This window comes from Herbiconiux sp. SALV-R1 (assembly GCF_013113715.1).
Lineage (GTDB): Bacteria > Actinomycetota > Actinomycetes > Actinomycetales > Microbacteriaceae > Herbiconiux.
In genome coordinates this window covers 1,945,335-1,967,369 of sequence record NZ_CP053344.1, presented here as the reverse complement: position 1 = coordinate 1,967,369, position 22,035 = coordinate 1,945,335, and the positions used below count along the sequence as shown (strand labels likewise).

Below are 22,035 nucleotides of genomic sequence, written 5' to 3'. Positions count from 1 at the left end.
TCTCAGGGGGCTACGGTGGAGGCGATGGCCGAGCACACCGACCCCCACGACCACGTCGCAGACCACGGATGCGGCGGCTCGGTCGCGCGCCCGCACGCCGTCTCCGACGGAGCGGGTTCGGCCGCCGCGAAGGGCGGCGGGCACGGCGGTCACTCGCACGACCACGCCTCCGGCGCCAACCGCACGCGGCTGTCGATCGCCATCGCCATCGTCGCCACCGTGCTCGTCGTCGAGACCGTCGGGGCGGTGCTGAGCGGCTCGCTCTCGCTGTTCGCCGACGCCGGGCACATGCTCTCCGACCTCATCGGCCTGCTCATCGCGCTGGTCGCCACCATCGTGGCGGCCCGCCCGGCCAACCAGCGCCACAGCTACGGCTACCAGCGGGCCGAGGTGTTCGGGGCGCTCGCCAACGGTCTCATCCTGGTGGGCCTCGCCGTCTTCGTCACCTGGGAGGCGGTCTCCCGGCTGATCGCCGAGGACTCGGGCGAGGTGCGCGGCGGTCTCATGCTGCTGGTGGCCGGCATCGGCCTCGTGGCCAACTTCGTCTCGCTGATGATCCTGCGCGGCGGCGCCAAGACCTCCATCAACATGCGCGGCGCCTACCTCGAGGTGCTCGGCGACCTGCTCGGATCGGTGGCCGTCATCGTCGCGGCGGGCGTCATCCTGCTCACCGGCTTCGAGAAGGCCGACGCCATCGCCTCGCTCGCCATCGCCGCCATGATCGTGCCGCGTGCGATCTCGCTGCTCCGCGACGTCGTGGCCGTGCTCAGCCAGTCGACTCCGGCGTCGATGGACGTCGCGGGCATCCGCGACCACATCCTCGCCGAGCCGGGTGTCGCCGACGTGCACGACGTGCACGTGTGGGCGATCACCTCGGGCCGGTACGTCTTCTCGGCGCACGTCGTGGTCGAGCGGGAGGTGTTCGAGCGCGGCGAGACCGGGCCTCTGCTCGACAGCCTCGGCGGCTGCCTGTCAGGGCACTTCGACGTCGAGCACTCGACCTTCCAGCTCGAACCCGCCGAGCACGCCCGGCACGAGCAGAGCGCCCACGAGTGAGCGGCGAGTCGCGCTAGGAGCGCGGGGTGTCGAGGTCGTTGCCGAACACCTCGGGCTCGAGGGTGAGCTTCTCGGCGGCGCCGGTGATCTCCACCTCTTCGGCTTCGGCGGCGGCGACCGACTTCTTCGCCTTGCTGCGCTCGCGCAGGTAGTGGAAGACCGTGGGGATGACGGTGAGCACGACCACCGCGATGAGCACGACGTCGAGATACTTCTCGGCGAACTCCTTCACGATCGGGATCTGCCCCAGACCGTAGCCGAGCAGCGTCACGCCGGAGCCCCAGATGATGGCGCCGATGGCGTTGTAGAGCGAGTACTTCTTGTAGTTCATGTGGCCGACGCCCGCGGCGATCGGGGCGAAGGTGCGCACGATCGGCACGAAGCGGGCCATGATGACGGCGAGGGCGCCGAAGCGCTCGAAGAAGGCGTTGGTGCGCTCGACGTTGCGCACGCTGAACAGCCCTGACTCGCGCCGTTCGAACACGCGCGGGCCGAGCTTGTGGCCGATGAGATAGCCGACCTCGCCGCCGAGGAAGGCCGCGAGCGAGATGGCGAGACACACCCACCAGATGTCGATGCCGAACTTGCCGCCCACCGCGAGCACGCCCGTGAAGAACAGCAGGGTGTCACCCGGGAGGAGGAACCCGACGAGCAGGCCCGTCTCGGCGAAGACGATCGCGCACACCACGAGGAGCGCCACCGGGCCGAACACCCCGCCCAGGAGTGTGTTGGGATCGAGCCACGGGATGAGGGCTGACGGTACGGCGGTCACTGCATGGTCTCCAGTCGTCGGGGCGGCCACGCCACCCGGCGGTGAGTCGGCCGGGGAGTGCGGGAGAAGGGACTTGAACCCTCACGCTCGAAAGCACAGGAACCTAAATCCTGCGTGTCTGCCAATTTCACCACTCCCGCGCGGCTGGAATCCAGTGTAGGGGGTGGCTTGGCGGCGCATCCTCAGCCGGTGCCGCCCGCCGCGGGCTGCTCGCCCACGGCCCCGCCGCCGGCTCGCCGATGCGGCACGTAGCGGGGGATGTTCCGCCACAGGATGCCGACTCCCGCGAGCCCCACGACGCCCACAAGTGCGGTCGCGAGGGAGAGCGAGGCGACCGCCACGACGCCCGCCACCACCAGTGGCGCGACGGCGGCCCCCGCGTCGGCGGTGAAGCGGAACGCGCCGAGGAACGGCGCGGGGTTCTCGCGCGGCGCGAGGTCGGCCGACAGCGTCATGATGATGCCGCTCCCGATGCCGTTCGCCACGCCCAGGAACACGGCGATCACCACGAACCACTGCACGGCGCTGCCGAGGTCGTGGGTGACCGAGAGCGTGAGGAGGGCGATGCTCATCCCGAGCATCGAGGGCACGACGCTCCAAAGCCTCCCGAAGCGGTCCATGATCTGCCCCGAGGTGTAGAACAGGGCGAAGTCGGCGGCGGCTCCGATGCCGATGACGACGGCGGTGGTCTGCTCGGAGAGCCCGATGCTCACCGCCCACAGCGGGAGGATGGCGAGGCGACTCGCCCGCAGGGCGCCGACCACGCCGGCTCCCGTGCCCATCCGCAGCAGCACGCCCCGGTACAGCCAGACGGTGCGGAACAGCCCGTGCGCCTCCGCGGCGACCTCGCGCCCTCCCGCATCCGGTCTCTGCAGTCCCTCGGTGGGGTCGCGCATCACCAGCAGGATCACGAGCACGGCGACGGCGCAGGTGACGTGCACGAAGAACACGGCCTCGACCGTGCCCGTCCAGGCGATCACGACCGCGCCGAGGAACGGGCCCACGAACCACCCCGCGCGGAACGCCCCGCCGAGCGTCGACAGGGCGCGGGCACGGATGCGCACCGGCACGTAGGTGGTCATGAAGGCCTGGCGGGCGAGGGCGAAGGTGGCGGCCGAGAGCCCGATGAGGAAGACGGCGAGGCCGAACACCGCGGCCTGAAGCGCGACGATCGCGATGCCGACGCCGACGAGCGAGAGCACGGCGGCGCCGATCATCGCCCGCCGCTCGCCGATCTTCGACACCAGCCAGCCGGCCGGGATGTCGCCGGCGAGCTGCCCGACCACGATCATCGCCGCGATGAGCGCCGCGCCCGCCAGGTCGGCGCCGAGCGACGCGGCGACCGCGGGGATGATCGGGATGACGGCGCCCTCGCCGATTCCGAAGAGCAGTGTGGGGATGAGAGCGGGGAGGGCGATCGACCGGAACCGGAACCCGTCGTCGGCTGTGCTCGTCATTCCGTCTAGTTTACGCGCGGCAAGTACCTCGGGCGCGTCGGCCCACTCGATAGACTTGCGGCACGATGCTTGAACTCGACCTCTCCGAACAGATCGCCGCTCTGCGCAGCACCTTCCACGACATCCGCACCGTCGTCGACGTCGACGCCCTCACCGCGGAGATCGCCCGGTTGAGCGAGGAGGCCGGGGCGCCCGACCTGTGGGACGACACGGCGAAGGCGCAGCAGGTCACCAGCGCACTCAGCCACCGGCAGGGGGAGCTGGCGAAGATCGAGAGCATCCAGACCCGGCTCGACGACCTCGAGGTGCTGGTCGAGCTCGCCAACGAGGCGGGCGACGAAGACAGCGCCGAGGAGGCGCGGGCCGAGCTGACCGCCATCCAGAAGGTGCTCGGCGACCTCGAGGTGCAGACCCTCTTGAACGGCGAATTCGACGCGCGGCCCGCCGTGGTCACCATCCGCGCGGGCGCGGGCGGTGTCGACGCCGCCGACTTCGCCGAGATGCTCATGCGCATGTACCTGCGCTGGGCTGAGAAGCACGGCTACTCCTCCACGGTCATGGACACGAGCTACGCCGAGGAGGCGGGCATCAAGTCGGCGACCTTCGAGATCGACGCCCCCTACGCCTTCGGCACGCTCGGCGTCGAGGCCGGCACCCACCGCCTGGTGCGCATGAGCCCGTTCGGTGCAGCGGGCAAGCGCCAGACCAGCTTCGCCGCGGTCGAGGTCATTCCGCTGATGGAGGAGGCCGCGGTCATCGAGATCCCGGAGAGCGACATCCGCGTCGACGTCTTCCGCTCGTCGGGGCCCGGCGGCCAGTCGGTCAACACCACCGACTCCGCGGTGCGCATCACCCACCTCCCGACGGGAACCGTGGTGTCGATGCAGAACGAGAAGAGCCAGATCCAGAACCGCGCCGCGGCCATGCGGGTGCTCCAGTCGCGCCTCATGCTCATCCAGCGCGAGCAGGAGGCGGCGCAGAAGAAGGAGCTCGCCGGGAACATCACCGCGAGCTGGGGCGACCAGATGCGCAGCTACGTGCTGGCGCCCTACCAGATGGTGAAAGACCTGCGCACGGAGTTCGAGGTCAACAACCCCTCGGCCGTGTTCGACGGCGACCTCGACGGCTTCATCAACGCCGGCATCCGGTGGCGCAAGCAAAAGCACGACTGATCACCCGGGTCGGCCGCGGCCCGGCGGCGGCCCGTGGCGCCCTGCGAACATGTGAATCCTATGAATCCGGGCGGCCAGCGAGTCGCGGCGGCGATTCCGGATGCGTCTGCCTAAAGTCGTCACGACATGATTCGCTTTGACCGTGTAACCAAGACCTATCGGGGCACCAAGAGGCCGGCGCTCAACGCCATCGACCTTGAGATCCTCCGTGGTGAGTTCGTGTTCCTCGTGGGGGCGTCGGGCTCCGGAAAGTCGAGCTTCCTGAGGCTCATCCTCAAGGAAGACAAGCCGTCGAGCGGCAACATCCATGTGCTCGGCCAAGACCTCGGTGCCATCTCGAACCGCAAGGTCCCGTACTTCAGGCGCAACCTCGGCGTCGTCTTCCAAGACTTCCGTCTCCTCCCCGGCAAGAACGTCTTCGACAACGTGGCGTTCACGCTCCAGGTCATCGGCAAGTCGAAGGGCTTCATCCAGGAGGCCGTTCCCGACGTGCTCCAGATGGTGGGCCTCGCCGAGAAGGCGAACCGACTCCCCAACGAGCTCTCCGGCGGTGAGCAGCAGCGTGTGGCGATCGCCCGCGCCGTGGTGAACAAGCCCGCCATCCTGCTCGCCGACGAGCCCACGGGCAACCTCGACCCCTCCACGAGCGCCGGCATCATGACGGTGCTCGAGCGCATCAACGCCGGTGGCACCACCGTCGTCATGGCCACGCACGACAACGCCATCGTCGACCACATGAAGCGTCGCGTGATCGAGCTGGTCACCGGCCAGATCGTGCGCGACGAAGACCAGGGCGGCTACGGCATGACCGCCGAGATCGCCCTCCAAGACTCCGGGCTCACGGCCGAGATCGCTCTCGCCGAAGGGCTCGTGCGCCGCGCCGGTCCGGCGCAGCCGCACCCGGCACCCCAGCCCGTCGGCGCGCCAGCGGGTGCGCCCTCGCAGGGCGCGGCAGCCGCTGCCCCCTCTGCAGCAGCACCCCAGATGCCGGCCGTGGCCCCCGCGGCGCCGCAGCCTCCGACGGCGCCCGTCGAGGCGCCGCAGGTCGCCCAGGCCGCGCCCGCGGCCCCCCAGCACACCGGTGTCGTGCCCCCGATGCCGCTCACCCCGACCGCTCCCGAGCCGGGCGACCCCGCGACGGAGTCGCTGTCGCTGGCCGAGAAGCTCGGGCTGCGCGCGCCCGGCAGCAGCGGCTCCTCCTCGAACGACCAGAACGTGGGGCCCACGACGTGAGATTCGCACTCATCCTCAGCGAGGTCGGCACCGGCCTCCGACGCAACGTCTCGATGGTCGTCTCCGTCGTGCTGGTGACCTTCATCTCCCTCACCTTCGTGGGCGTCGCCATCCTGCTGCAGATGCAGATCGACCAGATGAAGAGCTTCTGGTACGACAAGGCGCAGGTGGCCATCTACATGTGCACCGCGACATCCGGTGGCGACAACTGCGCCGGGGGAGAGGCCTCGCAAGACCAGATCGACGCGGTGAAGGCGCAGCTCGACTCGCCCACCCTCGCTCCCTTCATCGAGCAGTACTACTTCGAAGACCACGAGCAGGCGTTCGAGAACTTCCAGCAGCAGTTCGCCGGCAACCCGGTCACCGACTACGTCACCGCCGACCTGCTCAACCAGACCTACTGGGTGAACCTGGTCGACCCGACGCAGTCCGACGTGCTCGTCGAGAGCCTCTCGGGCCTCGCCGGTGTCGAGAGCGTCACCGACCAGCGCAGCTACCTGGAGCAGATCTTCTCCATCCTGAACGCCGCGAGCTACACCGCCATCGGTATCGCCGCGCTCATGCTCGTCGCCGCCGTGCTGCTCATCGCGACCACCATCCGGCTCTCCGCGTTCTCCCGGAGACGGGAGCTCGGCATCATGAGGCTGGTGGGCGCCTCCAACCGGTTCATCCAGACCCCGTTCATCCTCGAGGGCATCATCGCGTCGCTCATCGGCTCGGTGCTGGCGGGCCTCGCCATCGTGGCGATCGTGAAGTTCTTCGTGCGCGACTTCCTCGTGCCGTCGCTGCCGTTCACCTCGTTCGTGAACCTCGGCGACGCGCTGCTGGTCGTGCCGATCCTCATCGTGCTCGGGGCGGTGCTCGCCGCGTTCTCGGCGAAGTTCGCCATCACGAGGTACCTCAAGGTCTAGAATGGTGGGCTGCCTCCTTCGGGGCGGCTCATCATCTCTCACTCGACCCAAAGGGGGCGCCATGCCACGCGAACGCGGACAGACCACCGTCGCGACCAACCGCAAGGCGCGCCACGACTACACGATCGAAGACACCTACGAGGCCGGGCTCGTGCTCACCGGCACCGAGGTGAAGTCGCTGCGCGCCGGCCGCGCGTCTCTCGTCGACGGCTATGCCTTCATCGACGGGGGAGAGGCGTGGCTCGACGCCGTGCACATCCCCGAGTACAACCAGGGCACCTGGAACAATCACCCGCCGCGGCGCAAGCGCAAGCTGCTGCTCCACAAGGAGCAGATCCTCAAGATCCACAACAAGACCAAAGAGGGCGGCTACACGCTGGTGCCGCTGTCGCTGTACTTCAGCGACGGGCGGGTGAAGGTCGAGCTGGCGGTGGCCAAGGGCAAGCGCGAGTACGACAAGCGTCACGCGTTGCGCGAGCGGCAAGACAAGCGCGAGGCCGATCGCGCCATCGCGAGCCGGCGCAACCTCGGCGAGTAGCCGAGGTCAGGCCGGGTCGAGGCCGAAGCGCACGCCGGTGAGCGACTCGACCTCGGCCCAGAGCGCCCGGCCGACGGCGGGGTCGCGGGCGTAGTTCTTGGCCGCGACGATGGCGGGTGAGCCCTTCAGCTGTCGCCATCCGTCAGGCCCCCAGTACTGGCCGCCGGCGGCCTGGGAATCGGTGACGGCTGCGACGAGGGGCCGGGCCCCCGCATCCTTTCCCTGGCCGATGGTGCGGAACGCCGCGCGACTGAGAGCCGTGCCCGTCTTGGGGCGGGGCAGGATGTCGCGGGCCGGAGCCAGCTCGTCGACCGCGAAACCCGGATGCGCGACCAGGCTCGACACCGGGGAACCGGCTGCCCGCAGGCGCCGGTCGAGCTCGAACGCGAAGGTCATCACCGCCAGCTTCGAGCGCCCGTAGCTGCGGAACTCGCGGAAACGGCCCTTCGTCGACTGCAGGTCGTCGAGGTCGAGGCGGAAGAACTCGTGACTGATGCTGCCGAGGCTCACCACGCGGGCCGAGGGCTGGGCGGAGAGGGCGGGGAGCATCCGGCCGATGAGGGCTGCGTGGCCGAGCAGGTTGGTGCCCATCATGGTCTCGAAGCCGTCGGTGGTCTCGCGCCGGCCCTTCGTCGAGAGCACGCCGGCGTTGGCGAGCAGCGAGTCGATGTGGGGGAGGGCGGAGAGCTCGTCGGCGGCGCGCGCGACGGAGGACTGGTCGGCGAGGTCGAGGTGCACGAAGGAGACGTCGGCGCCGGGAACGTGGCGCTTCAGGCTCGCCAGAGCGGCCTCGCCCCTGGCCTCGGAGCGGGCGGCGACGACGACCGAGGCGCCCGCCGCGGCGAGCTGCTCGGCGGCCCAATAGCCGAGGCCACCGGTGCCGCCGGTGACGATGTGGGTGGTGCCGCGGGCGTCGGGTGCGGTGCGTGCGCGGCTCGGTCGGCGCTCGGCGGTCATCGCGCGGCGGGGGTGTCGGTCGCGGCCGTGCCGGTGGTGCCGGGGGTGCCGGTGTCGGCGGTGCTCCTCGCGGGGGTTCCGGATGCGCGGGAGGCGACGAAGCGCGCGTGCACCGACGCTTCCACGACGATCGTGGCGGGGCGCAGCTCGATGCCACCCGGGGTGGGGGCGCTCTTGGCCATGAGGGCCATCGCGCGGGGTGCCTGGCCGCCGCCGCCCGCCCCGCGCGCGTCGTCGAGCAGGCCGGCATCGGCGATCGACACCGGGCTGATCTCGTCGAGGCCGAGCGCTGCGGCGTACTCCTCGGCCTTCGCGACGGCGTCGGCGACCGCCGCGCGGCGCGCCTCGGCGCGCACCACGGCGTCGGTCTCGGGGGCGAGCGACCAGGTGATGCCGTCGACGGCGATGCCCTCGCGCACGGCGACCACGTCGATCCACTCGGAGAGGGCCTCGAAGTCGTCGAACTCGGCGTCGACGAAGACGGCGCTATGGAACTCCACCGGGAGCCTCTGGTTGTCCTGGCTCCACGGGCGTTGTCCCCAGACCCTGATGTCTTCGGAGTGCCAGACCCGCACGGGCCCGTGGTCTTCGTCGCGGAGGCTCTCGAGCGAGCCGGTGAGCGACTCGTGGGCGGCGCGGGTGGCGGCCAGCACGCTGTCGCGCTTCGATCCCTCGAAGCCGACGCCGATGCGCACCACAGCGAGCTCGGGGTTGTGGTGCTGCTCGTTCGACCCGGAGACGGTGATGATGGTGTCTGGCATGAATCCCACGATATTCCATCGGGGAGTGGACCGGAGGGCCGTCGCTGTCGTAGACTTGAGGGCTGCTTCAGAACGGGCTCGTTCCCGGGAGCAGTTCACAACTCCACAGCGTGCGACAGCGACCCAGCACGGGGATGATCGGTTTCGACATCGCCTGCGAAACGACGAGAAGCGGGTCGAGGATGCGGGGTTATCTCGTTAACGCCCTCCGCAACCTATAAGTGCCAATTCCAACAGCACTGTTCCGGCTAAGAAGGCCGCCTTCGCCCTCGCGGCGTAAGGTCCCCTTACCTAGCACTTAGGAACTGTCGGTCCGGGAATGCTCTCTACCCGGGTTCCGGCATCAGCTAGAGAGCTTGCTGCGTGATCGTGTCTCAGGGTCACGCGGGACTCTTACTGTGACTGGGCCCGTCGACCTAGCTGCCTGTGGCAAAGGTCGGGGCCGAGCAGAACGCCTGCACAGGCTACACCCGTAGAAGACGTGGGATCACAGCGATGGACGGGGGTTCAATTCCCCCCATCTCCACCCACGGCCGCTGTCGCACGCTGAGGAGCCCAAATCCCGCGTAATGAGGCCTGTCAGATCTCTAGGAACGCGGTCACACTGCGGCCATCGATCTTGCAAAGGCTCGCATTGCTGAGAAGGTCTCCCGCTGGACCAACCATTCCAGAGTGCCTTGATCGTTGGTCGTAAAGGTGACGGCGCTGGCGCTGATCCATCGCTGCTTCAATGTCCAGAGTACCTCCGGATGCCTAGTCAACCGCGTGCCGATCGAGCCAAGAGAGCGGGTTGTGGCGGGCCGCGACAGCGTGACCGTGCGAAGGTAGTTCGCGCACAAGCATCCCAGTTTCACCCTCGATGTATGCGCGTGTCCGGAATTCTTCTCGCAGGTTGTCAACGCGGCCGGTGAAGCAATTCGGTGTAGTGTCGCACTATGGAACCGACTGAGTCTCCCATCACCCGACGGAGTGTCGTAGCAGCCGGCGCGTGGTCTCTTCCCGTGGTCGCCCTCGCCGTGGCGACCCCCGTCGCGGCGGCTTCGGTCGCACCGACCGTCACGATCTCCATCACGCCCAACCCCGCGATGAACCTCCCAACCGAGGCATACACCGTGTTGACCTTGACCAACACCGGTTCCGTCCCCGTCGTCGATCCGGTGCAGCTCGTGTTCTCCTCGGACGGTCCCTTCAGGTTCAACGGATTGAGGGGAGAGCCGGGATGGTCGTTGTTCTTCATGCGAGATGGTGGCTACGGCATGATGTACACCGGAGGGATCGCCGCGGGCGCATCGATCACCAACTCGAGGGTCGTCTTCCGGGTCCTCGAGGGAGGACCCGCGCCCACCACGGTCACCTGTATCGCCACGAATGGCGCGACAAGTGATGCCTCCACGCTGACGGTGCTCCCTGGGGTCTAGCGAGCGACCAGTCAGGCGACCGGCTCACCCGTGGGGTCGGGAGCCGTCACGTCGTCGAGGGCTGCACCGCCGAGGGGGGTCTGTTGCCAGGAGAGGGCGTGCCAGCCGGTGGTGGGGCCGCCCTCCAAGACGACGACGGCGGTGTTCTCGAGGCCGTGGGTGCGGCTGAACTCGGCGTCGACGTTGGTGGAGTTCCAGGCCGCCCAGGTGCGGATGGCGGCACCGTGACTGAACACGGCGACCGTGCCGTCGGGATGCTCGGCGAAGAGCGAGGCGATCGCCGCGTCGTACCGGGCGGCGAACTCCGTGCCGCTCTCGCCGCCGGGGATGCGGGCGTCGAAGTCGGTCCACCACGCGAACATCGTGCGCTGGTAGGTGGTGATCGCCTCCTCGTCGGAGCGCCCCTCGAGGTCGCCCGCATCGATCTCGCGCAGACCGGCGAGCACGTGCGGCGTGAGGCCTGTGGCGGCTGCGAGCGGCGCACCGGTCTCCTGCGTGCGGAGCATGGTGGAGACCGCGATCGCGTCGATGCGCTCGGCCGCGAGTGCGGCGGGGACGGCCTCGGCCTGCCTCCGCCCGAGAGCGGTGAGCCCGGGCCCCGGCACGACGGTGCCGAGTTCGCCCTTGACGTTGTCGATGGTCTGGCCGTGGCGGATGAGGAGGAGTCGCATCCGTCTCAGCCTACGGTGATCGACGGATGGCGGGGCGGCGATTCGGAGGGAACCCTCGACCCGTGGCGGCGAGCGGTCGCTAGCCTGGTAGGGGCGGCACCCCGAGGTGCGGGGGTCGCGGTGAGGAGCATCATGCGATTCCGCACACTCTCGGCAGTCTCGGGCGCCGCTGCGCTGGGGCTCTCGGTTCTGTTGACGCTCAGCGCCTGTGCGGGCAGCAGCTCGTCGACGGGTGCCGACGCGAGCGACGACCCCGCTGCCGGCCCCGTTCCGGCGACCGCCGAGCAGCTCGTCGGCACCTGGGTGACCGGTGAGAGCTACGACTCGCCCGAACTGCCCTTCCTCGCCTTCGCCGCCGACGGCAGCTGGAGCGGCTCCGACGGCTGCAACGGCAACTCGGGGGAGTGGTCGATCTCCTCCGACGGTGCCCTCACCACCAGCGCCGGTCTCAGCACGCTCATGGCCTGCTCCGGCGCGCCGCTGCCGAAGTCGCTCACGAAGGCGTCGAAGGCGCTCCTCGACGACGGGTCGCTGCTGCTGACCGACAGCGACGGGGCGACGATCGTCACGCTCGTGCCCTCCGACGAGCCGACGGGCGACGCCGCAGCGGGCGAGCCGAGCGCCGACGCGAGCGCGGAGGCTGCCACTGGCGGCGCCGCGGGCACGTGGCGCGCGGAGGCTCCCGCGGGGGTCGACGTGCACCTCACCCTCGAGAGCGACGGCACGGTGCAGGGCTCCGACGGCTGCAACACCCTCACCGGCAGCTGGACGGAGGCCGACGGCGTCGTCACCCTCGGCGGCCTGGCCAGCACCCGCAAGGCCTGCGACGGCGTCGACACCTGGCTCTCGCGCGCCAACGCGCTCAGCCTCGACGGCTCGTCATCGGCGACGGTGGTGGATGCGGCAGGCGCCCCGATCGGCACGCTCCGCCTCGACGGGTAGAGCGACGCGACCGGGGCGCCCGGGAAGACGGCCCTGACCGGGCCTCGAGCTTCGCCTACTGGGCGACGCCCTTCAGCGAGCCCGTGAGCTTGCCGTTCGCGTCGCCGATGAGGCACGAGACCAGACGGTCGTCGCCGTCGGTCCACGATCCCTCGGTGGGGGTGAAGTAGGTGTAGTCGTACTTCGACTCGTCGTACGAGATGCCGACGAAGCTGTCGAAGGCCTCGAGGCATCCGGCGTTCGCGTCGGTGTCGACCGCCTCGTCGCCCGGGAAGTCGGTGCCGTCGAGCTGGAAGTCGTAGTACACCTCGAAGTCGTGCTCGTCGGCGCAGTCGACGATGGGCACCTCGGTGACCTCGGTGGAGGAGGTGTCGTTCAGGCAGTCGCCCACGGCGAGCGTGAACACGTCGGTGTCGGTCTGCTCGATCTCCTCGCCGGTTGTCGAGTCGGTCGCCGGCGGCGCCGAGCTCGGGAACAGGGCGGTGCAGCCGGAGAAGGTGAGGCCGAGGGCGAGTGCGGCGGCTCCGAGGGCGATGCGGGCAGGGGCTGAGATCGTCATGGGTACTCCGGTGCGTAGGGATGTGGTGCCTGTGAAGAGGCTGAGAACCCCCTCGTGCCCCCATTATGGGGGTTCCCCGTCCGGGGGGTCAATTCGACGGCCGCGCCACGATCTCGAGGGCCGCGTCGTGCAGCAGGCCGTTGCTCGCCAGAGCACTCCCGTTCCAGACGCCGGGCACGCCGTCGACCGAGCTGAACCGGCCCCCGGCCTCCTCGACGATCGGCACCAGCGCCGCCATGTCGTAGGGCTGCAGGTCGAACTCGGCGGCGAGCTCGAGCTGCCCTTCGGCCACCATCATGTACGACCACATCTCGCCGTAGGCCCGGGTGCGCCACACCGCCCGCGAGAGCGTGGTGAGCTCGTCGAGCCGGCCCGCCTCGTCCCACCCCTTCAGGCTGTTGTAGCTCAGAGAGGCGTCGGCGAGCTCCGAGATGCCGGATGCGCGCAACCGCACCGGCGCATCCGCCCCACCGTCGAGGAGGTCGGTGGTGAACGCGCCGAGGCCCTTCGCCGCCCACCAGCGGCGGCCCAGTGCGGGTGCGCTCACGACGCCCACGACGGGCACCCCGTCGACCGCGAGGGCGATGAGGGTGGCCCACACCGGCACACCGCGCATGAAGTTCGCGGTGCCGTCGATGGGGTCGATGATCCACTGCCTCGTCGAGGCGCCCTCGTCGCCCGCCCGTTCGCCGAACTCCTCGCCGAGCAGCCCGTCGTGCGGGCGCTCCTCGGCGAGCAGGCCTCGCAGCGCCTCCTCCACGGCCCGGTCGGCGTCGGTGACAGGGGTGCGGTCGGGCTTGGCGACGACGTGGAGGTCGAAGGCGCGGAAGCGCGAGCGGGAGATGCCGTCGGCGAGGTCGGCGAGGCGGAGGGCGAGGTCGAGGTCGGCGTCGGCCGTGTGGTTCTGGGTCACCCCCTCAGGCTACCGGCGCGCCCCCGGCGGCCGGCGCCCGGCGAGCGCCGACAGCTCAGGCGGTGCTCTCGAGCAGCTTCTGCAGCGACTCCAGCCGTGCCCTGCCGCTCTCGCCGAGCTCGCCGGCCTGCACGCGATCGACGATCTCCCAGTCGTGCGCTTCGGCGAGCGGGATGCCGTCGGGCGGGTCGCCCTCCGACACGTGGGCGGTGGCCGCGAAGGAGCGCAGGATGTTCTGGGGGTCGACGTGTCCGAGGCCGAAGGAGCGCACGCCCGGGGTGTCGATGATCCAGCCGGTGCGGCCGTCGGGGGCGTGCAGCCGCAGGCACACGGTGGAGGAGGAGGTGTGCCGGCCGCGACCGGTGACCGTGTTCACCACGCCCGTCGCGCGCCGCGCATCCGGAACCAGCGCGTTCACGAGCGTCGACTTGCCCACACCCGAGTGCCCCACCGTCACCGTGGTGCGCCCCAACAGCAGCTCGGTGAGCTCGTCGACGGGCACCGCGTCGCGGGAGAGCGTGACCACCCTGATGTCGAGGCAGGCGAACTCCGCGAGCAGCGGGGCCGGGTCGGCGAGGTCGGTCTTGGTGACGCAGAGCACCGGCTCGATTCCCGCGTCGAAGGCGGCGACGAGGTAACGGTCGATGAGGCGGGCGCGCGGCTCGGGGTTGGCGGCGGCGACCACGATGAGCATCTGATCGGCGTTCGCCACGATCACCCGCTCCACGGCATCGGAGTCGTCGGCGCTGCGCCGCAGCAGCGTGCTGCGCTCGTGCACGCGCACCACGCGGGCGAGGGTTCCCGGCTCGCCGGAGGTGTCGCCGACGAGATCGACCCAGTCGCCGGTGACGATCGGGGTGCGGCCGAGCTCGCGGGCCCGCGACGCGGTGATCTCGTGCTCGTCGTCGGTGTCCTGCCCGACGAGCACCGCGAAGCGGCCGCGGTCGACCGTCATGATGCGGCCGGCGACGGCGTCTTTGTGGTCGGGGCGGGTCTTCGTGCGCGGCCGGTTGCCCTTGGGGTTGGGGCGCACGCGCACCCTCGACTCGTCGAAGTCGTCGTCGTCTTCGTCGTCGGAGTCGTCGTTCCACCAGCTCATACGGCCGGGCTCACCCCTCCGTCGTCATGCGACGGTGCCCGCGCGGCCGGCGATCATGCCGTGCCACAGCTCGGGGAACTGGGGCAGGGTCTTCGAGGTGGTGGCGATGTCTTCGACCAGCACCCCGTCGACGGCGAGCCCGATCAGCGCGCCCGCGGTGGCCATGCGGTGGTCGGCGTAGCTCGACCACAGCCCGCCGTGCAGCGGGCGGGGGGTGATGGCGAGGCCGTCGGGGAGCTCGGTGACCTCGCCGCCGAGGTTGTTGATCTCGGTGGCGAGCGCGGCGAGCCGGTCGGTCTCGTGATGACGGATGTGGCCGATGCCGGTGATCTCGCTCGGTTCCGTCGCGAGGGCGGCCAGGGCCACCAGGGGCGGCGCGAGTTCTCCGCCGGTGCTGAGGTCGATCGAGACGCCGCGGATGCCGTCGGGGCTCCCGGTGACGGTGAGGCGGTCGCCGTCGCGGGTGACGGTGGCTCCGAACAGCGGGAGCAGCTCGGCGAGGTCGGCGCCCACCTGCGTGGTCGACTCGGGCCACCCCGTGATGGTGACGCTGCCGCCGGTGACGAGGGCCGCGGCGAGGAAGGGTGCTGCATTGGAGAGGTCGGGCTCGATCGCTACCTCCGCCCCGGCGATGGGGCCGGGGGCGACCGACCAGCTCCCCTCGGCCGCGCTGTCGGCGGCGACCCCGCGGGCCCGCACGGCCGCGAGGGTCATCTCGATGTGCGGCTGGCTCGGGAGGCGGGCACCCTCGTGCCGCAGCTCGAGCCCTCCGTCGAAGCGGGCGGCGCTCAGCAGCAGGCCGCTGACGAACTGGCTGGAGGCCGAGGCGTCGATGGTGAGCGACCCGCCGGCCACCCGGCCGGTGCCGTGCACGGTGAACGGGAGGGCGGCGCGGCGGTCGTCGCCGATGTCGACCCCGAGGGCGCGCAGCGAGCTGATGGTGGTGGCCATGGGCCGGCGCCGTGCCCCCTCGTCGCCGTCGAAGGTGGTGGGGCCGAGCGCGAGCGCGGCGACCGGCGGGAGGAAGCGCATGACGGTGCCGGCGAGCCCGCAGTCGATGGTGGTGCTGCCGAGCAGCTCGGCGGCGGGGGTGACGGCGAGGTCGGGGCCGAACGGGCCGGCGCCCGGGAGCGCCTCCACCGTGGTGCCGAGCGAGCGCAGCGCCTCGACCATGAGGTCGGAGTCGCGGGAGTGCAGCGGCGAGCGCAGCACGGAGGGTTCGGCGGCGAGAGCTGAGAGCACGAGCTCGCGGTTGGTGAGCGACTTCGAGCCGGGCAGCGAGACCACGGCGTCGAGCGGTGCCGCGGCACGGGGCGCGGGCCAGTGCTCCTCGCGCTCCACCGGTGCGTCGTCGCCGTAGGGGTTGAACTGCGGCGCGGAATATCTCTGAACAGGCATCGGTTATCAGAGTAGTCCGCTCCCGAAACCCCTGGAGGATCCCCGCGTGATGGCCACAGCCGTTCTGACGGCACCACCGGTCGTAGACTTGCCGGTGATGAGCACTCCCAGCACCGCACCCGAAGGCGACGCCCCGGCGACCCCGCCGGCCGACCCGCGCGCGCTCTTCGAAGAGCAGGCCATCCCGTTCCTCGACCAGCTGTACGGCGCGGCGCTGCGCATGACGCGCAACCCGGCCGATGCCCAAGACCTTGTGCAGGAGACCTTCGTGAAGGCCTACGCCGCGTTCGGGCAGTTCGAGCAGGGCACCAACCTCAAGGCGTGGCTGTACCGCATCCTCACCAACACCTTCATCAACACGTACCGCAAGAAGCAGCGCGACCCCTACCAGGGTTCGACCAGCGAGATGGAGGACTGGCAGCTCGGCTCCGCCGAGTCGGCGACGGCGATGTCGAGCCGGTCGGCCGAGGCCGAGGCCATCGACCACCTGCCCGACAGTGATGTCAAAGAGGCGCTGCAGTCGATTCCCGAAGACTTCCGTCTGGCCGTGTACCTGGCCGACGTCGAGGGCTTCTCCTACCAGGAGATAGCCGACATCATGAAGACCCCGGTGGGCACCGTCATGAGCCGTCTGCACCGTGGCCGACGGCTGCTGCGCGGTCTTCTCACCGATTACGCCAGGGAGCGCGGCCTCGCCGTCGCCCAGGCGACCGGCACAGGGAGCAAGAAATGAACGACTGCGGCTGCGACAAGGCCAGGGCAGAGCTCGAGGAGTATCTGCGCAACGAGATCTGCCGAACGGATGCCGACGACATCCGCGCGCACGTCGAGAGCTGCGAGGGCTGCCAGTCCGAGCTCCACATCGGCATCGTGCTCACCCAGACGGTGCAGCGCGCGTGCAAGGAGACGGCGCCCGAGGAGCTGCGCGACCAGCTGCTGGCGCGGCTGCGCACCCTGCAGACGCACTGACCCGGGGCCCGGGCGACCGAAGACTGTAGTGCCTCCCGCGGCGGGCGCGCAACGGGCTGAGCATTTCTCACGTATGGCGCCATCTGGCCCTAGGCTGTCCCGCGAACGAGCCGCAGGGGTGCGGCTCCGTCTTTGGGAAGCGGTGTCGCTATGGGTGTTCTACGTCGTCATGCCAGGCCGGGCCGGATCGGGAGGGCGAGGTCGGGGCTCGCGGTGATCGTCGTGGTCGTGGCCGTCACCGCGATGGTGCCGCAGGCCGCCGCCGCCGATTCCGAGCCGCTCGAGCGCACGGGTCCGGTCGTGTCCCGCATCGCCGGTACCGACCGTTACGATCTTGCGGCGAAGGTGGCACTGGAGACCAGCCCGGCCGGGGCCGACATCGTCTACGTGGCGTCGGGCGCGAACTTCCCCGACGCCCTGAGTGCGGGCCCCGCCGCCGTGCACCGCGGCGCGCCGCTGCTCCTCGTACAACCCGGCGCACTCCCCGCGCAGGCCGCCTCGGCCCTCACGACGCTCGACCCGCGCACGGTGATCGTCGTCGGAGGGCCGTCCTCCGTCGACGACGGTGTGCTGCGACAGATCGGAGCGGCCGTGCCGCGTGCCACGGTCACCCGGGTGTACGGCAGCGACCGCTATTCGGGAAGCCGCGCGGTCATCAGGGACGCCTACTCCGGCTGGGTGCCGTCCGCCTTCGTCGCAACCGGCCGTTCGTTCCCCGACGCGTTGGCGGCGGGGTCGGTGGCCGGTTCGACGCACACGCCGATTCTGCTGGTCGATGGCGCCCTCCCCGGCGTCGACATTCCCACCGAGTCGTTCCTGCACAGCCTCCGCACGACCTCCACCGTGCTCGTCGGGGGGACGTCGTCGATCTCGGCCGAGGCGGAGTTCGCGCTGAAGCTCACCCACACCGTCGAGCGCATCGACGGGCCGGATCGGTATCGGGTCTCCCAGGCGATCAACGCCCGAGCCCTGCAGGACTACAGCGCGGCCTACCTCGTGACCGGGGAGAATTTCCCGGATGCCCTCGCGGGCGGTGTGCTCGCCGGGTCGCGGAACGCACCGCTGTTCGTCGTGCCGCGGGACTGCGTGCCGAAAGGGGTGCTCGCTCAGCTCGACGACGGTGCTGCGAGCCGCGTGGTGCTGCTCGGCGGAACCGCCTCGCTCTCGAGCGCGGTGGAGGCGTTGACGCCCTGTTCCTGGTGACACCCGACGACGAACGCCGCGAGTGGCCGGATGGGGTTCCGGCCGCCCGCGGCGTTCGTGACGTCGGAGATCAGCTGAGCGCGCGCGAGAGCAGTTCGGCCTGCTCGACGGCGTGGCGCTTGGCCGAGCCCGCGGCGGGCGATGCCGCGGCCGGGCGCGAGACCACCGAGATGGTGCGGCCCTCGAGGCGCGAGGCGAGCTCGGTGCAGATGAAGGGCCAGGCGCCCTGGTTCTGCGGCTCGTCCTGCACCCAGACCAGCTCGGCGTTCGGGTACTGGGCCACCACGCGGTTGATCTCCACGAGCGGCAGCGGGTAGAACTGCTCGAGCCGCACCAGGGCGATGGTGTCGTTCGGGTTCTTCTGCAGTTCGCTCGCCAGGTCGTAGTGGATCTTGCCCGAGTGCAGCAGCACCTTGGTGACCGCGCCCTTGTCGCTGATGCGGGCGTCGTCGATCACCGGCTCGAAGCGGCCCGAGGTGAGGTCTGCGACCGAGCTCGTCGCACCGCGCAGGCGCAGCATCGCCTTCGGTGTGAAGACGATGAGCGGCTTCCGCGGGCGGGCGTAGGCCTGGCGGCGCAGCAGGTGGAAGTACGACGCGGGGGTCGACGGTCGCGCGACGGTCATGTTGTCCTCGGCGCACAGCTGCAGGTAGCGCTCGATGCGGGCCGAGCTGTGGTCGGGGCCCTGACCCTCGTAGCCGTGGGGGAGGAGGAGCACGAGCGACGAGCGCTGGCCCCACTTCTGCTCGGCCGAGGAGATGAACTCGTCGATGATGGTCTGCGCACCGTTGGCGAAGTCGCCGAACTGGGCCTCCCAGAGCACGAGCGCGTCGGGGCGCTCCACCGAGTAGCCGTACTCGAAGCCCATCGCCGCGTACTCGCTGAGCAGCGAGTCGTAGATCCAGAACCGGGCCTGGCCGTCGGAGAGGTTCGCCAGCGGCAGCCACTCCTGGCCGTTCTCACGGTCGTGCAGCACGGCGTGACGCTGCACGAAGGTGCCACGTCGCGCATCCTGACCCGCGAGGCGCACCGGGGTGCCCTCGACCAGCAGCGAGCCGAGAGCGAGCAGCTCGCCGAAGGCCCAGTCGATCGAGCCGTTGCGGCTCATGTCGACGCGCTTGGTGAGCAGCTGCTGCAGCTTGGGGTGCACGGTGAAGCCGGCGGGCTTGTTGTCGAAGGCGTCGCCGATGAGGCGCACGGTCGACTCCGAGACGGCGGTCTCGAACGGCGCGGTCGAGCTGTCGTCGCGCTGCGACTCGGGCCGCTCGAGGTCGGCGACCGCCTTCATGTCGTCGGTGATGACCGGGATCGACGAGGTCTGCGCCGCGTGCGTCTCGGCGAAGGCGCGCTCGAGGCGGTCTTGGAAGTCGCGGTGCGCGGCCTCGTACTCCTCCTCGGTGATGTCGCCGCGGCCGACCAGCGCCTCGGTGTAGAGCTTGCGCACGGAGCGCTTGGCCTCGATGAGGTTGTACATGAGCGGCTGGGTCATCGAGGGGTCGTCTCCCTCGTTGTGCCCGCGGCGGCGGTAGCAGATGAGGTCGATGAAGACGTCGCGGTGGAACTGCTGGCGGTACTCGAACGCCAGCCGCGCCACGCGCACGACCGACTCGGGGTCGTCGCCATTCACGTGGAAGATGGGCGCCTGGATGGTCTTCGCCACGTCGGTGGAGTACACCGACGAGCGCGACTCGGTGGGGGGAGTCGTGAAGCCCACCTGGTTGTTGATGTTGATGTGGATGGTGCCACCCGTGCGGTAGCCGCGCAGCTGCGACATCTGCAGCGTCTCCACCACGACGCCCTGGCCGGCGAGGGCCGCGTCGCCGTGGATGAGGATGGGCAGCGTCGAGAAGGTGCCGATCGGCTTCCGGTCTTGCTTGGCCCGCACGATGCCCTCGAGCACGCCGTCGGCGGCCTCGAGGTGCGAGGGGTTCGCGGCCAGGTAGACCGGGATCTCCTTGCCGTCGGCCGAGGTGAACGTTCCTTCGGTGCCGAGGTGGTACTTGACGTCGCCCGAGCCCTGCACGGTGCGCGGGTCTTGGGTGCCCTCGAACTCGCGGAAGATCTGGCCGTAGGTCTTGCCCGCGATGTTCGTGAGCACGTTGAGGCGCCCGCGGTGCGCCATGCCGATGGCGACCTCGTCGAGGCCCTCCTCGGCCGCGCCCTGGATGACGGCGTCGAGCAGCGCGATCGCCGACTCGCCGCCCTCGAGCGAGAAGCGCTTCTGACCGACGTACTTGGTCTGCAGGAAGGTCTCGAAGGCCTCCGCCTCGTTGAGCTTGGCGAGGATGCGCATCTGCTCGTCGTGGCCGGGCTTCGCGTAGGGGCGCTCGACCTTCTCCTGGATCCAGCGGCGCTGCGCCGGGTCTTGGATGTGCATGTACTCGATGCCGATCTTGCGGCAGTAGGAGTCGCGGAGCACACCGAGGATGTCGCGCAGGTACGACTGGCGGGTGAGGCCGAACTCTCCGGTGACGAACTCGCGGTCGAGATCCCAGAAGGTGAGGCCGTGGGTGGCGATGTCGAGGTCGGGGTGCGTGCGCTGGCGGTACTCCAGCGGGTCGATGTCGGCCATCAGGTGGCCGCGCACGCGGAACGCGTTGATGAGCTCCTGCACGCGCGCGGTCTTGTCGATGGCGCTGGCCAGGTCGACGTCGATGTCGGCTGCCCACTTGATGGGCTCGTAGGGGATGCGCAGCTCGGCGAAGATGTCGTCGTAGAAGCCGCGCTCGCCGAGCAGCAGCTCGTGCACCTTCTTGAGGAACTCACCCGAGCCCGCGCCCTGGATGACGCGGTGGTCGTAGGTGGAGGTGAGGGTGATGACCTTGCCGATGCCGAGGTTCGCCAGCACCTTCGGGGAGGAGCCCTGGAACTCGGCCGGGTACTCGAGCGCGCCCGCGCCGATGATGGCGCCCTGGCCCTTCATGAGGCGCGGCACGGAGTGCACGGTGCCGATGCCGCCCGGGTTGGTGAGCGAGATCGTGGTGCCCTGGAAGTCGGTGGCGGTGAGCTTGTTCGCGCGGGCCCGGCGCACCAGGTCTTCGTAGGCGCCGAGGAACTCGTTGAAGCTCATCGTGTCGGCGCGCTTGATGCCGGGCACGAGCAGGGCGCGCGAGCCGTCAGGCTTCGGGATGTCGATGGCGATGCCGAGGCCGACGTGGGCGGGGGCGACGACCGAGGGCTTGCCGTCGACCTCGTCGTAGTAGACGTTCTGGCTCGGGAACTCCTTGAGCGCCTGCACCAGCGCCCAGCCGATGAGGTGGGTGAACGACACCTTTCCGCCGCGGGCGCGACGGAGGTGGTTGTTGATGACGATGCGGTTGTCGATCATCAGCTTGGCCGGGATGGAGCGCACGCTCGTGGCCGTCGGAACGGTGAGGCTCGCGTCCATGTTCGTGGCGAGCGACTTCGCCATGCCGCGGAGCGGGGTGACGACGTCTTTCTCGGCGTCTTCGGCGGCGTCCTTCGCCGCCTCCTCCGCGGTGACCGAGCGGGTGGAGGGGGCCTCTGCCGGGATGGGCTGCGGCCGGGCCTCCACGCTGGTGGTCTTCGCGATGGGCTGGGTGGCCGGGCGCGGGTCGGTGGCGGGGGAGGGAGAAGACTCGGCCGGTGTCGCCTGGGCCGCGGGTGCGGGGGCGGGTGCCGGTGCTGCGGCCTCCGCGGGAGCGGCCTCGGTGGTGGCGGGTGCCTCGGCAGTAGGGGACGCGGGGGCGCCGGCCTGCGGCGCCGAGCCGCCGTTCGCGGCGAGGTGCGAGCGGTAGCTCTCGAGCACCGGCCACCACGACTTGTCGACCGACTCCTTGTCGGCGACGTACTGCTCGTACAGCTCGTCGACGAGCCATTCGTTCGCACCGAATTCGCCTGATGCACCCTCGTCGGTACTCGTTCCCGTCACCTGGCTAGCCAAAGCCGATCGCCCACTTCCCGTTTGCCTCATCTGGCACGTGCCGGTGTCTGCTGCGCTGCTTGTTCACGCGTGGACACGTGCACCGTCAAGCCTAGACCTTCT

20 protein-coding genes, 1 tRNA gene and 1 other RNA gene are annotated in these 22,035 nt (G+C 70.1%); 11 read left to right on the top strand and 11 right to left on the bottom strand.

What is annotated here, in order from left to right; genetic code table 11:
* Window positions 1–24: 24 nt before the first annotated feature.
* Window positions 25–1,056 (top strand): cation diffusion facilitator family transporter, encoded by a 1,032-nt coding sequence (locus HL652_RS09485; RefSeq protein ID WP_171705105.1) that lies wholly within the window; start codon window positions 25–27, stop codon window positions 1,054–1,056.
* Window positions 1,057–1,069: 13 nt separating this feature from the next.
* Here HL652_RS09485 and HL652_RS09480 read toward each other — a convergent pair whose 3' ends face one another.
* From HL652_RS09480 to HL652_RS09470, 3 genes are all read right to left on the bottom strand, one after another.
* The gene (locus HL652_RS09480) at window positions 1,070–1,828 is read right to left on the bottom strand and encodes a DedA family protein (RefSeq protein ID WP_171705104.1); all 759 of its coding nucleotides are present in this window, start codon (window positions 1,826–1,828) and stop codon (window positions 1,070–1,072) included.
* 58 nt (window positions 1,829–1,886) lie between these two features.
* Window positions 1,887–1,968: transfer RNA gene (locus HL652_RS09475), tRNA-Leu, on the bottom strand.
* A gap of 42 nt (window positions 1,969–2,010) precedes the next feature.
* Complete coding sequence (locus HL652_RS09470; RefSeq protein WP_171705103.1) at window positions 2,011–3,285, bottom strand: MFS transporter; 1,275 nt, start codon at window positions 3,283–3,285, stop codon at window positions 2,011–2,013.
* A gap of 65 nt (window positions 3,286–3,350) precedes the next feature.
* On the opposite strand from HL652_RS09470, the gene prfB reads away from it, so the two are divergent.
* The 4 genes from prfB (at window position 3,351) to smpB (ending at window position 7,139) form a co-directional block, all read left to right on the top strand.
* A complete protein-coding gene (prfB, locus tag HL652_RS09465) occupies window positions 3,351–4,457 on the top strand; it encodes a peptide chain release factor 2 (RefSeq protein ID WP_171705102.1) in 1,107 nt (368 codons plus the stop codon).
* Between the two features lie 126 nt (window positions 4,458–4,583).
* Window positions 4,584–5,690, top strand: coding sequence for a cell division ATP-binding protein FtsE (gene ftsE, locus HL652_RS21700; protein ID WP_253743747.1), 1,107 nt, complete (start codon window positions 4,584–4,586; stop codon window positions 5,688–5,690).
* A complete protein-coding gene (ftsX, locus tag HL652_RS09455) occupies window positions 5,687–6,601 on the top strand; it encodes a permease-like cell division protein FtsX (RefSeq protein ID WP_171705101.1) in 915 nt (304 codons plus the stop codon). Before ftsE ends, ftsX begins: the two co-directional genes overlap by 4 nt.
* Before the next feature lie 61 nt (window positions 6,602–6,662).
* Window positions 6,663–7,139 carry an SsrA-binding protein SmpB gene (smpB, locus tag HL652_RS09450; RefSeq protein ID WP_171705100.1) on the top strand — a complete coding sequence of 159 codons (477 nt, stop codon included), beginning with the start codon at window positions 6,663–6,665 and terminating at the stop codon, window positions 7,137–7,139.
* Window positions 7,140–7,145: 6 nt separating this feature from the next.
* On the opposite strand, the gene HL652_RS09445 is transcribed toward smpB, so the two are convergent.
* Window positions 7,146–8,096 carry an SDR family NAD(P)-dependent oxidoreductase gene (locus HL652_RS09445; RefSeq protein WP_171705099.1) on the bottom strand — a complete coding sequence of 317 codons (951 nt, stop codon included), beginning with the start codon at window positions 8,094–8,096 and terminating at the stop codon, window positions 7,146–7,148.
* Entirely contained in the window at window positions 8,093–8,857 is a 765-nt protein-coding gene (locus tag HL652_RS09440) for an SIMPL domain-containing protein (RefSeq protein ID WP_171705098.1), read from the bottom strand. The genes HL652_RS09445 and HL652_RS09440 overlap by 4 nt, the downstream gene beginning before the upstream one ends.
* 130 nt (window positions 8,858–8,987) lie before the next feature.
* On the opposite strand from HL652_RS09440, the gene ssrA reads away from it, so the two are divergent.
* Window positions 8,988–9,386, top strand: a transfer-messenger RNA (tmRNA) gene (ssrA, locus tag HL652_RS09435).
* Window positions 9,387–9,792: 406 nt separating this feature from the next.
* Window positions 9,793–10,275, top strand: coding sequence for a hypothetical protein (locus HL652_RS09430; protein ID WP_171705097.1), 483 nt, complete (start codon window positions 9,793–9,795; stop codon window positions 10,273–10,275).
* Between the two features lie 11 nt (window positions 10,276–10,286).
* Here HL652_RS09430 and HL652_RS09425 read toward each other — a convergent pair whose 3' ends face one another.
* On the bottom strand, window positions 10,287–10,946 hold the full coding sequence (locus HL652_RS09425; protein ID WP_171705096.1) for a histidine phosphatase family protein: 660 nt from the start codon (window positions 10,944–10,946) through the stop codon (window positions 10,287–10,289).
* A 132-nt stretch (window positions 10,947–11,078) separates the two neighbouring features.
* Here HL652_RS09425 and HL652_RS21695 point away from each other — a divergent pair, with 132 nt between their 5' ends.
* The gene (locus HL652_RS21695; RefSeq protein WP_253743745.1) at window positions 11,079–11,888 is read left to right on the top strand and encodes an META domain-containing protein; all 810 of its coding nucleotides are present in this window, start codon (window positions 11,079–11,081) and stop codon (window positions 11,886–11,888) included.
* Between the two features lie 55 nt (window positions 11,889–11,943).
* Here HL652_RS21695 and HL652_RS09415 read toward each other — a convergent pair whose 3' ends face one another.
* The 4 genes from HL652_RS09415 to aroA form a co-directional block, all read right to left on the bottom strand.
* A complete protein-coding gene (locus HL652_RS09415) occupies window positions 11,944–12,447 on the bottom strand; it encodes a septum formation family protein (protein WP_171705095.1) in 504 nt (167 codons plus the stop codon).
* A gap of 88 nt (window positions 12,448–12,535) precedes the next feature.
* Window positions 12,536–13,360 (bottom strand): inositol monophosphatase family protein, encoded by an 825-nt coding sequence (locus HL652_RS09410; RefSeq protein WP_171705094.1) that lies wholly within the window; start codon window positions 13,358–13,360, stop codon window positions 12,536–12,538.
* Window positions 13,361–13,415: 55 nt separating this feature from the next.
* Window positions 13,416–14,459, bottom strand: coding sequence for a ribosome small subunit-dependent GTPase A (rsgA, locus tag HL652_RS09405; RefSeq protein WP_171705093.1), 1,044 nt, complete (start codon window positions 14,457–14,459; stop codon window positions 13,416–13,418).
* A gap of 24 nt (window positions 14,460–14,483) precedes the next feature.
* On the bottom strand, window positions 14,484–15,857 hold the full coding sequence (aroA, locus tag HL652_RS09400; RefSeq protein WP_171705092.1) for a 3-phosphoshikimate 1-carboxyvinyltransferase: 1,374 nt from the start codon (window positions 15,855–15,857) through the stop codon (window positions 14,484–14,486).
* A 97-nt stretch (window positions 15,858–15,954) separates the two neighbouring features.
* On the opposite strand from aroA, the gene HL652_RS09395 reads away from it, so the two are divergent.
* From HL652_RS09395 to HL652_RS09385, 3 genes are all read left to right on the top strand, one after another.
* Window positions 15,955–16,590, top strand: a complete 636-nt coding sequence (locus tag HL652_RS09395) for a sigma-70 family RNA polymerase sigma factor (RefSeq protein WP_171705091.1) — start codon at window positions 15,955–15,957, stop codon at window positions 16,588–16,590.
* A complete protein-coding gene (locus tag HL652_RS09390; RefSeq protein ID WP_171705090.1) occupies window positions 16,587–16,826 on the top strand; it encodes a zf-HC2 domain-containing protein in 240 nt (79 codons plus the stop codon). The genes HL652_RS09395 and HL652_RS09390 overlap by 4 nt, the downstream gene beginning before the upstream one ends.
* A gap of 213 nt (window positions 16,827–17,039) precedes the next feature.
* Window positions 17,040–18,029 (top strand): cell wall-binding repeat-containing protein, encoded by a 990-nt coding sequence (locus tag HL652_RS09385; protein WP_171705089.1) that lies wholly within the window; start codon window positions 17,040–17,042, stop codon window positions 18,027–18,029.
* Between the two features lie 70 nt (window positions 18,030–18,099).
* On the opposite strand, the gene HL652_RS09380 is transcribed toward HL652_RS09385, so the two are convergent.
* Window positions 18,100–21,933 carry a multifunctional oxoglutarate decarboxylase/oxoglutarate dehydrogenase thiamine pyrophosphate-binding subunit/dihydrolipoyllysine-residue succinyltransferase subunit gene (locus tag HL652_RS09380; protein WP_171705088.1) on the bottom strand — a complete coding sequence of 1,278 codons (3,834 nt, stop codon included), beginning with the start codon at window positions 21,931–21,933 and terminating at the stop codon, window positions 18,100–18,102.
* Window positions 21,934–22,035: the final 102 nt, after the last annotated feature.

Coding starts and splice junctions, on each gene's coding strand:
- aroA (WP_171705092.1), bottom strand. CDS start 15,857: ATGCCTGTTCAGAGATATTCCGCGCCGCAGTTCAACCCCTACGGCGAC.
- HL652_RS09430 (WP_171705097.1), top strand. CDS start 9,793: ATGGAACCGACTGAGTCTCCCATCACCCGACGGAGTGTCGTAGCAGCC.
- HL652_RS09470 (WP_171705103.1), bottom strand. CDS start 3,285: ATGACGAGCACAGCCGACGACGGGTTCCGGTTCCGGTCGATCGCCCTC.
- HL652_RS09390 (WP_171705090.1), top strand. CDS start 16,587: ATGAACGACTGCGGCTGCGACAAGGCCAGGGCAGAGCTCGAGGAGTAT.
- HL652_RS09415 (WP_171705095.1), bottom strand. CDS start 12,447: ATGACGATCTCAGCCCCTGCCCGCATCGCCCTCGGAGCCGCCGCACTC.
- rsgA (WP_171705093.1), bottom strand. CDS start 14,459: ATGAGCTGGTGGAACGACGACTCCGACGACGAAGACGACGACGACTTC.
- ftsE (WP_253743747.1), top strand. CDS start 4,584: ATGATTCGCTTTGACCGTGTAACCAAGACCTATCGGGGCACCAAGAGG.
- prfB (WP_171705102.1), top strand. CDS start 3,351: ATGCTTGAACTCGACCTCTCCGAACAGATCGCCGCTCTGCGCAGCACC.
- HL652_RS09485 (WP_171705105.1), top strand. CDS start 25: ATGGCCGAGCACACCGACCCCCACGACCACGTCGCAGACCACGGATGC.
- HL652_RS09395 (WP_171705091.1), top strand. CDS start 15,955: ATGAGCACTCCCAGCACCGCACCCGAAGGCGACGCCCCGGCGACCCCG.
- HL652_RS09425 (WP_171705096.1), bottom strand. CDS start 10,946: ATGCGACTCCTCCTCATCCGCCACGGCCAGACCATCGACAACGTCAAG.
- smpB (WP_171705100.1), top strand. CDS start 6,663: ATGCCACGCGAACGCGGACAGACCACCGTCGCGACCAACCGCAAGGCG.
- HL652_RS09445 (WP_171705099.1), bottom strand. CDS start 8,096: ATGACCGCCGAGCGCCGACCGAGCCGCGCACGCACCGCACCCGACGCC.
- HL652_RS09440 (WP_171705098.1), bottom strand. CDS start 8,857: ATGCCAGACACCATCATCACCGTCTCCGGGTCGAACGAGCAGCACCAC.
- HL652_RS21695 (WP_253743745.1), top strand. CDS start 11,079: ATGCGATTCCGCACACTCTCGGCAGTCTCGGGCGCCGCTGCGCTGGGG.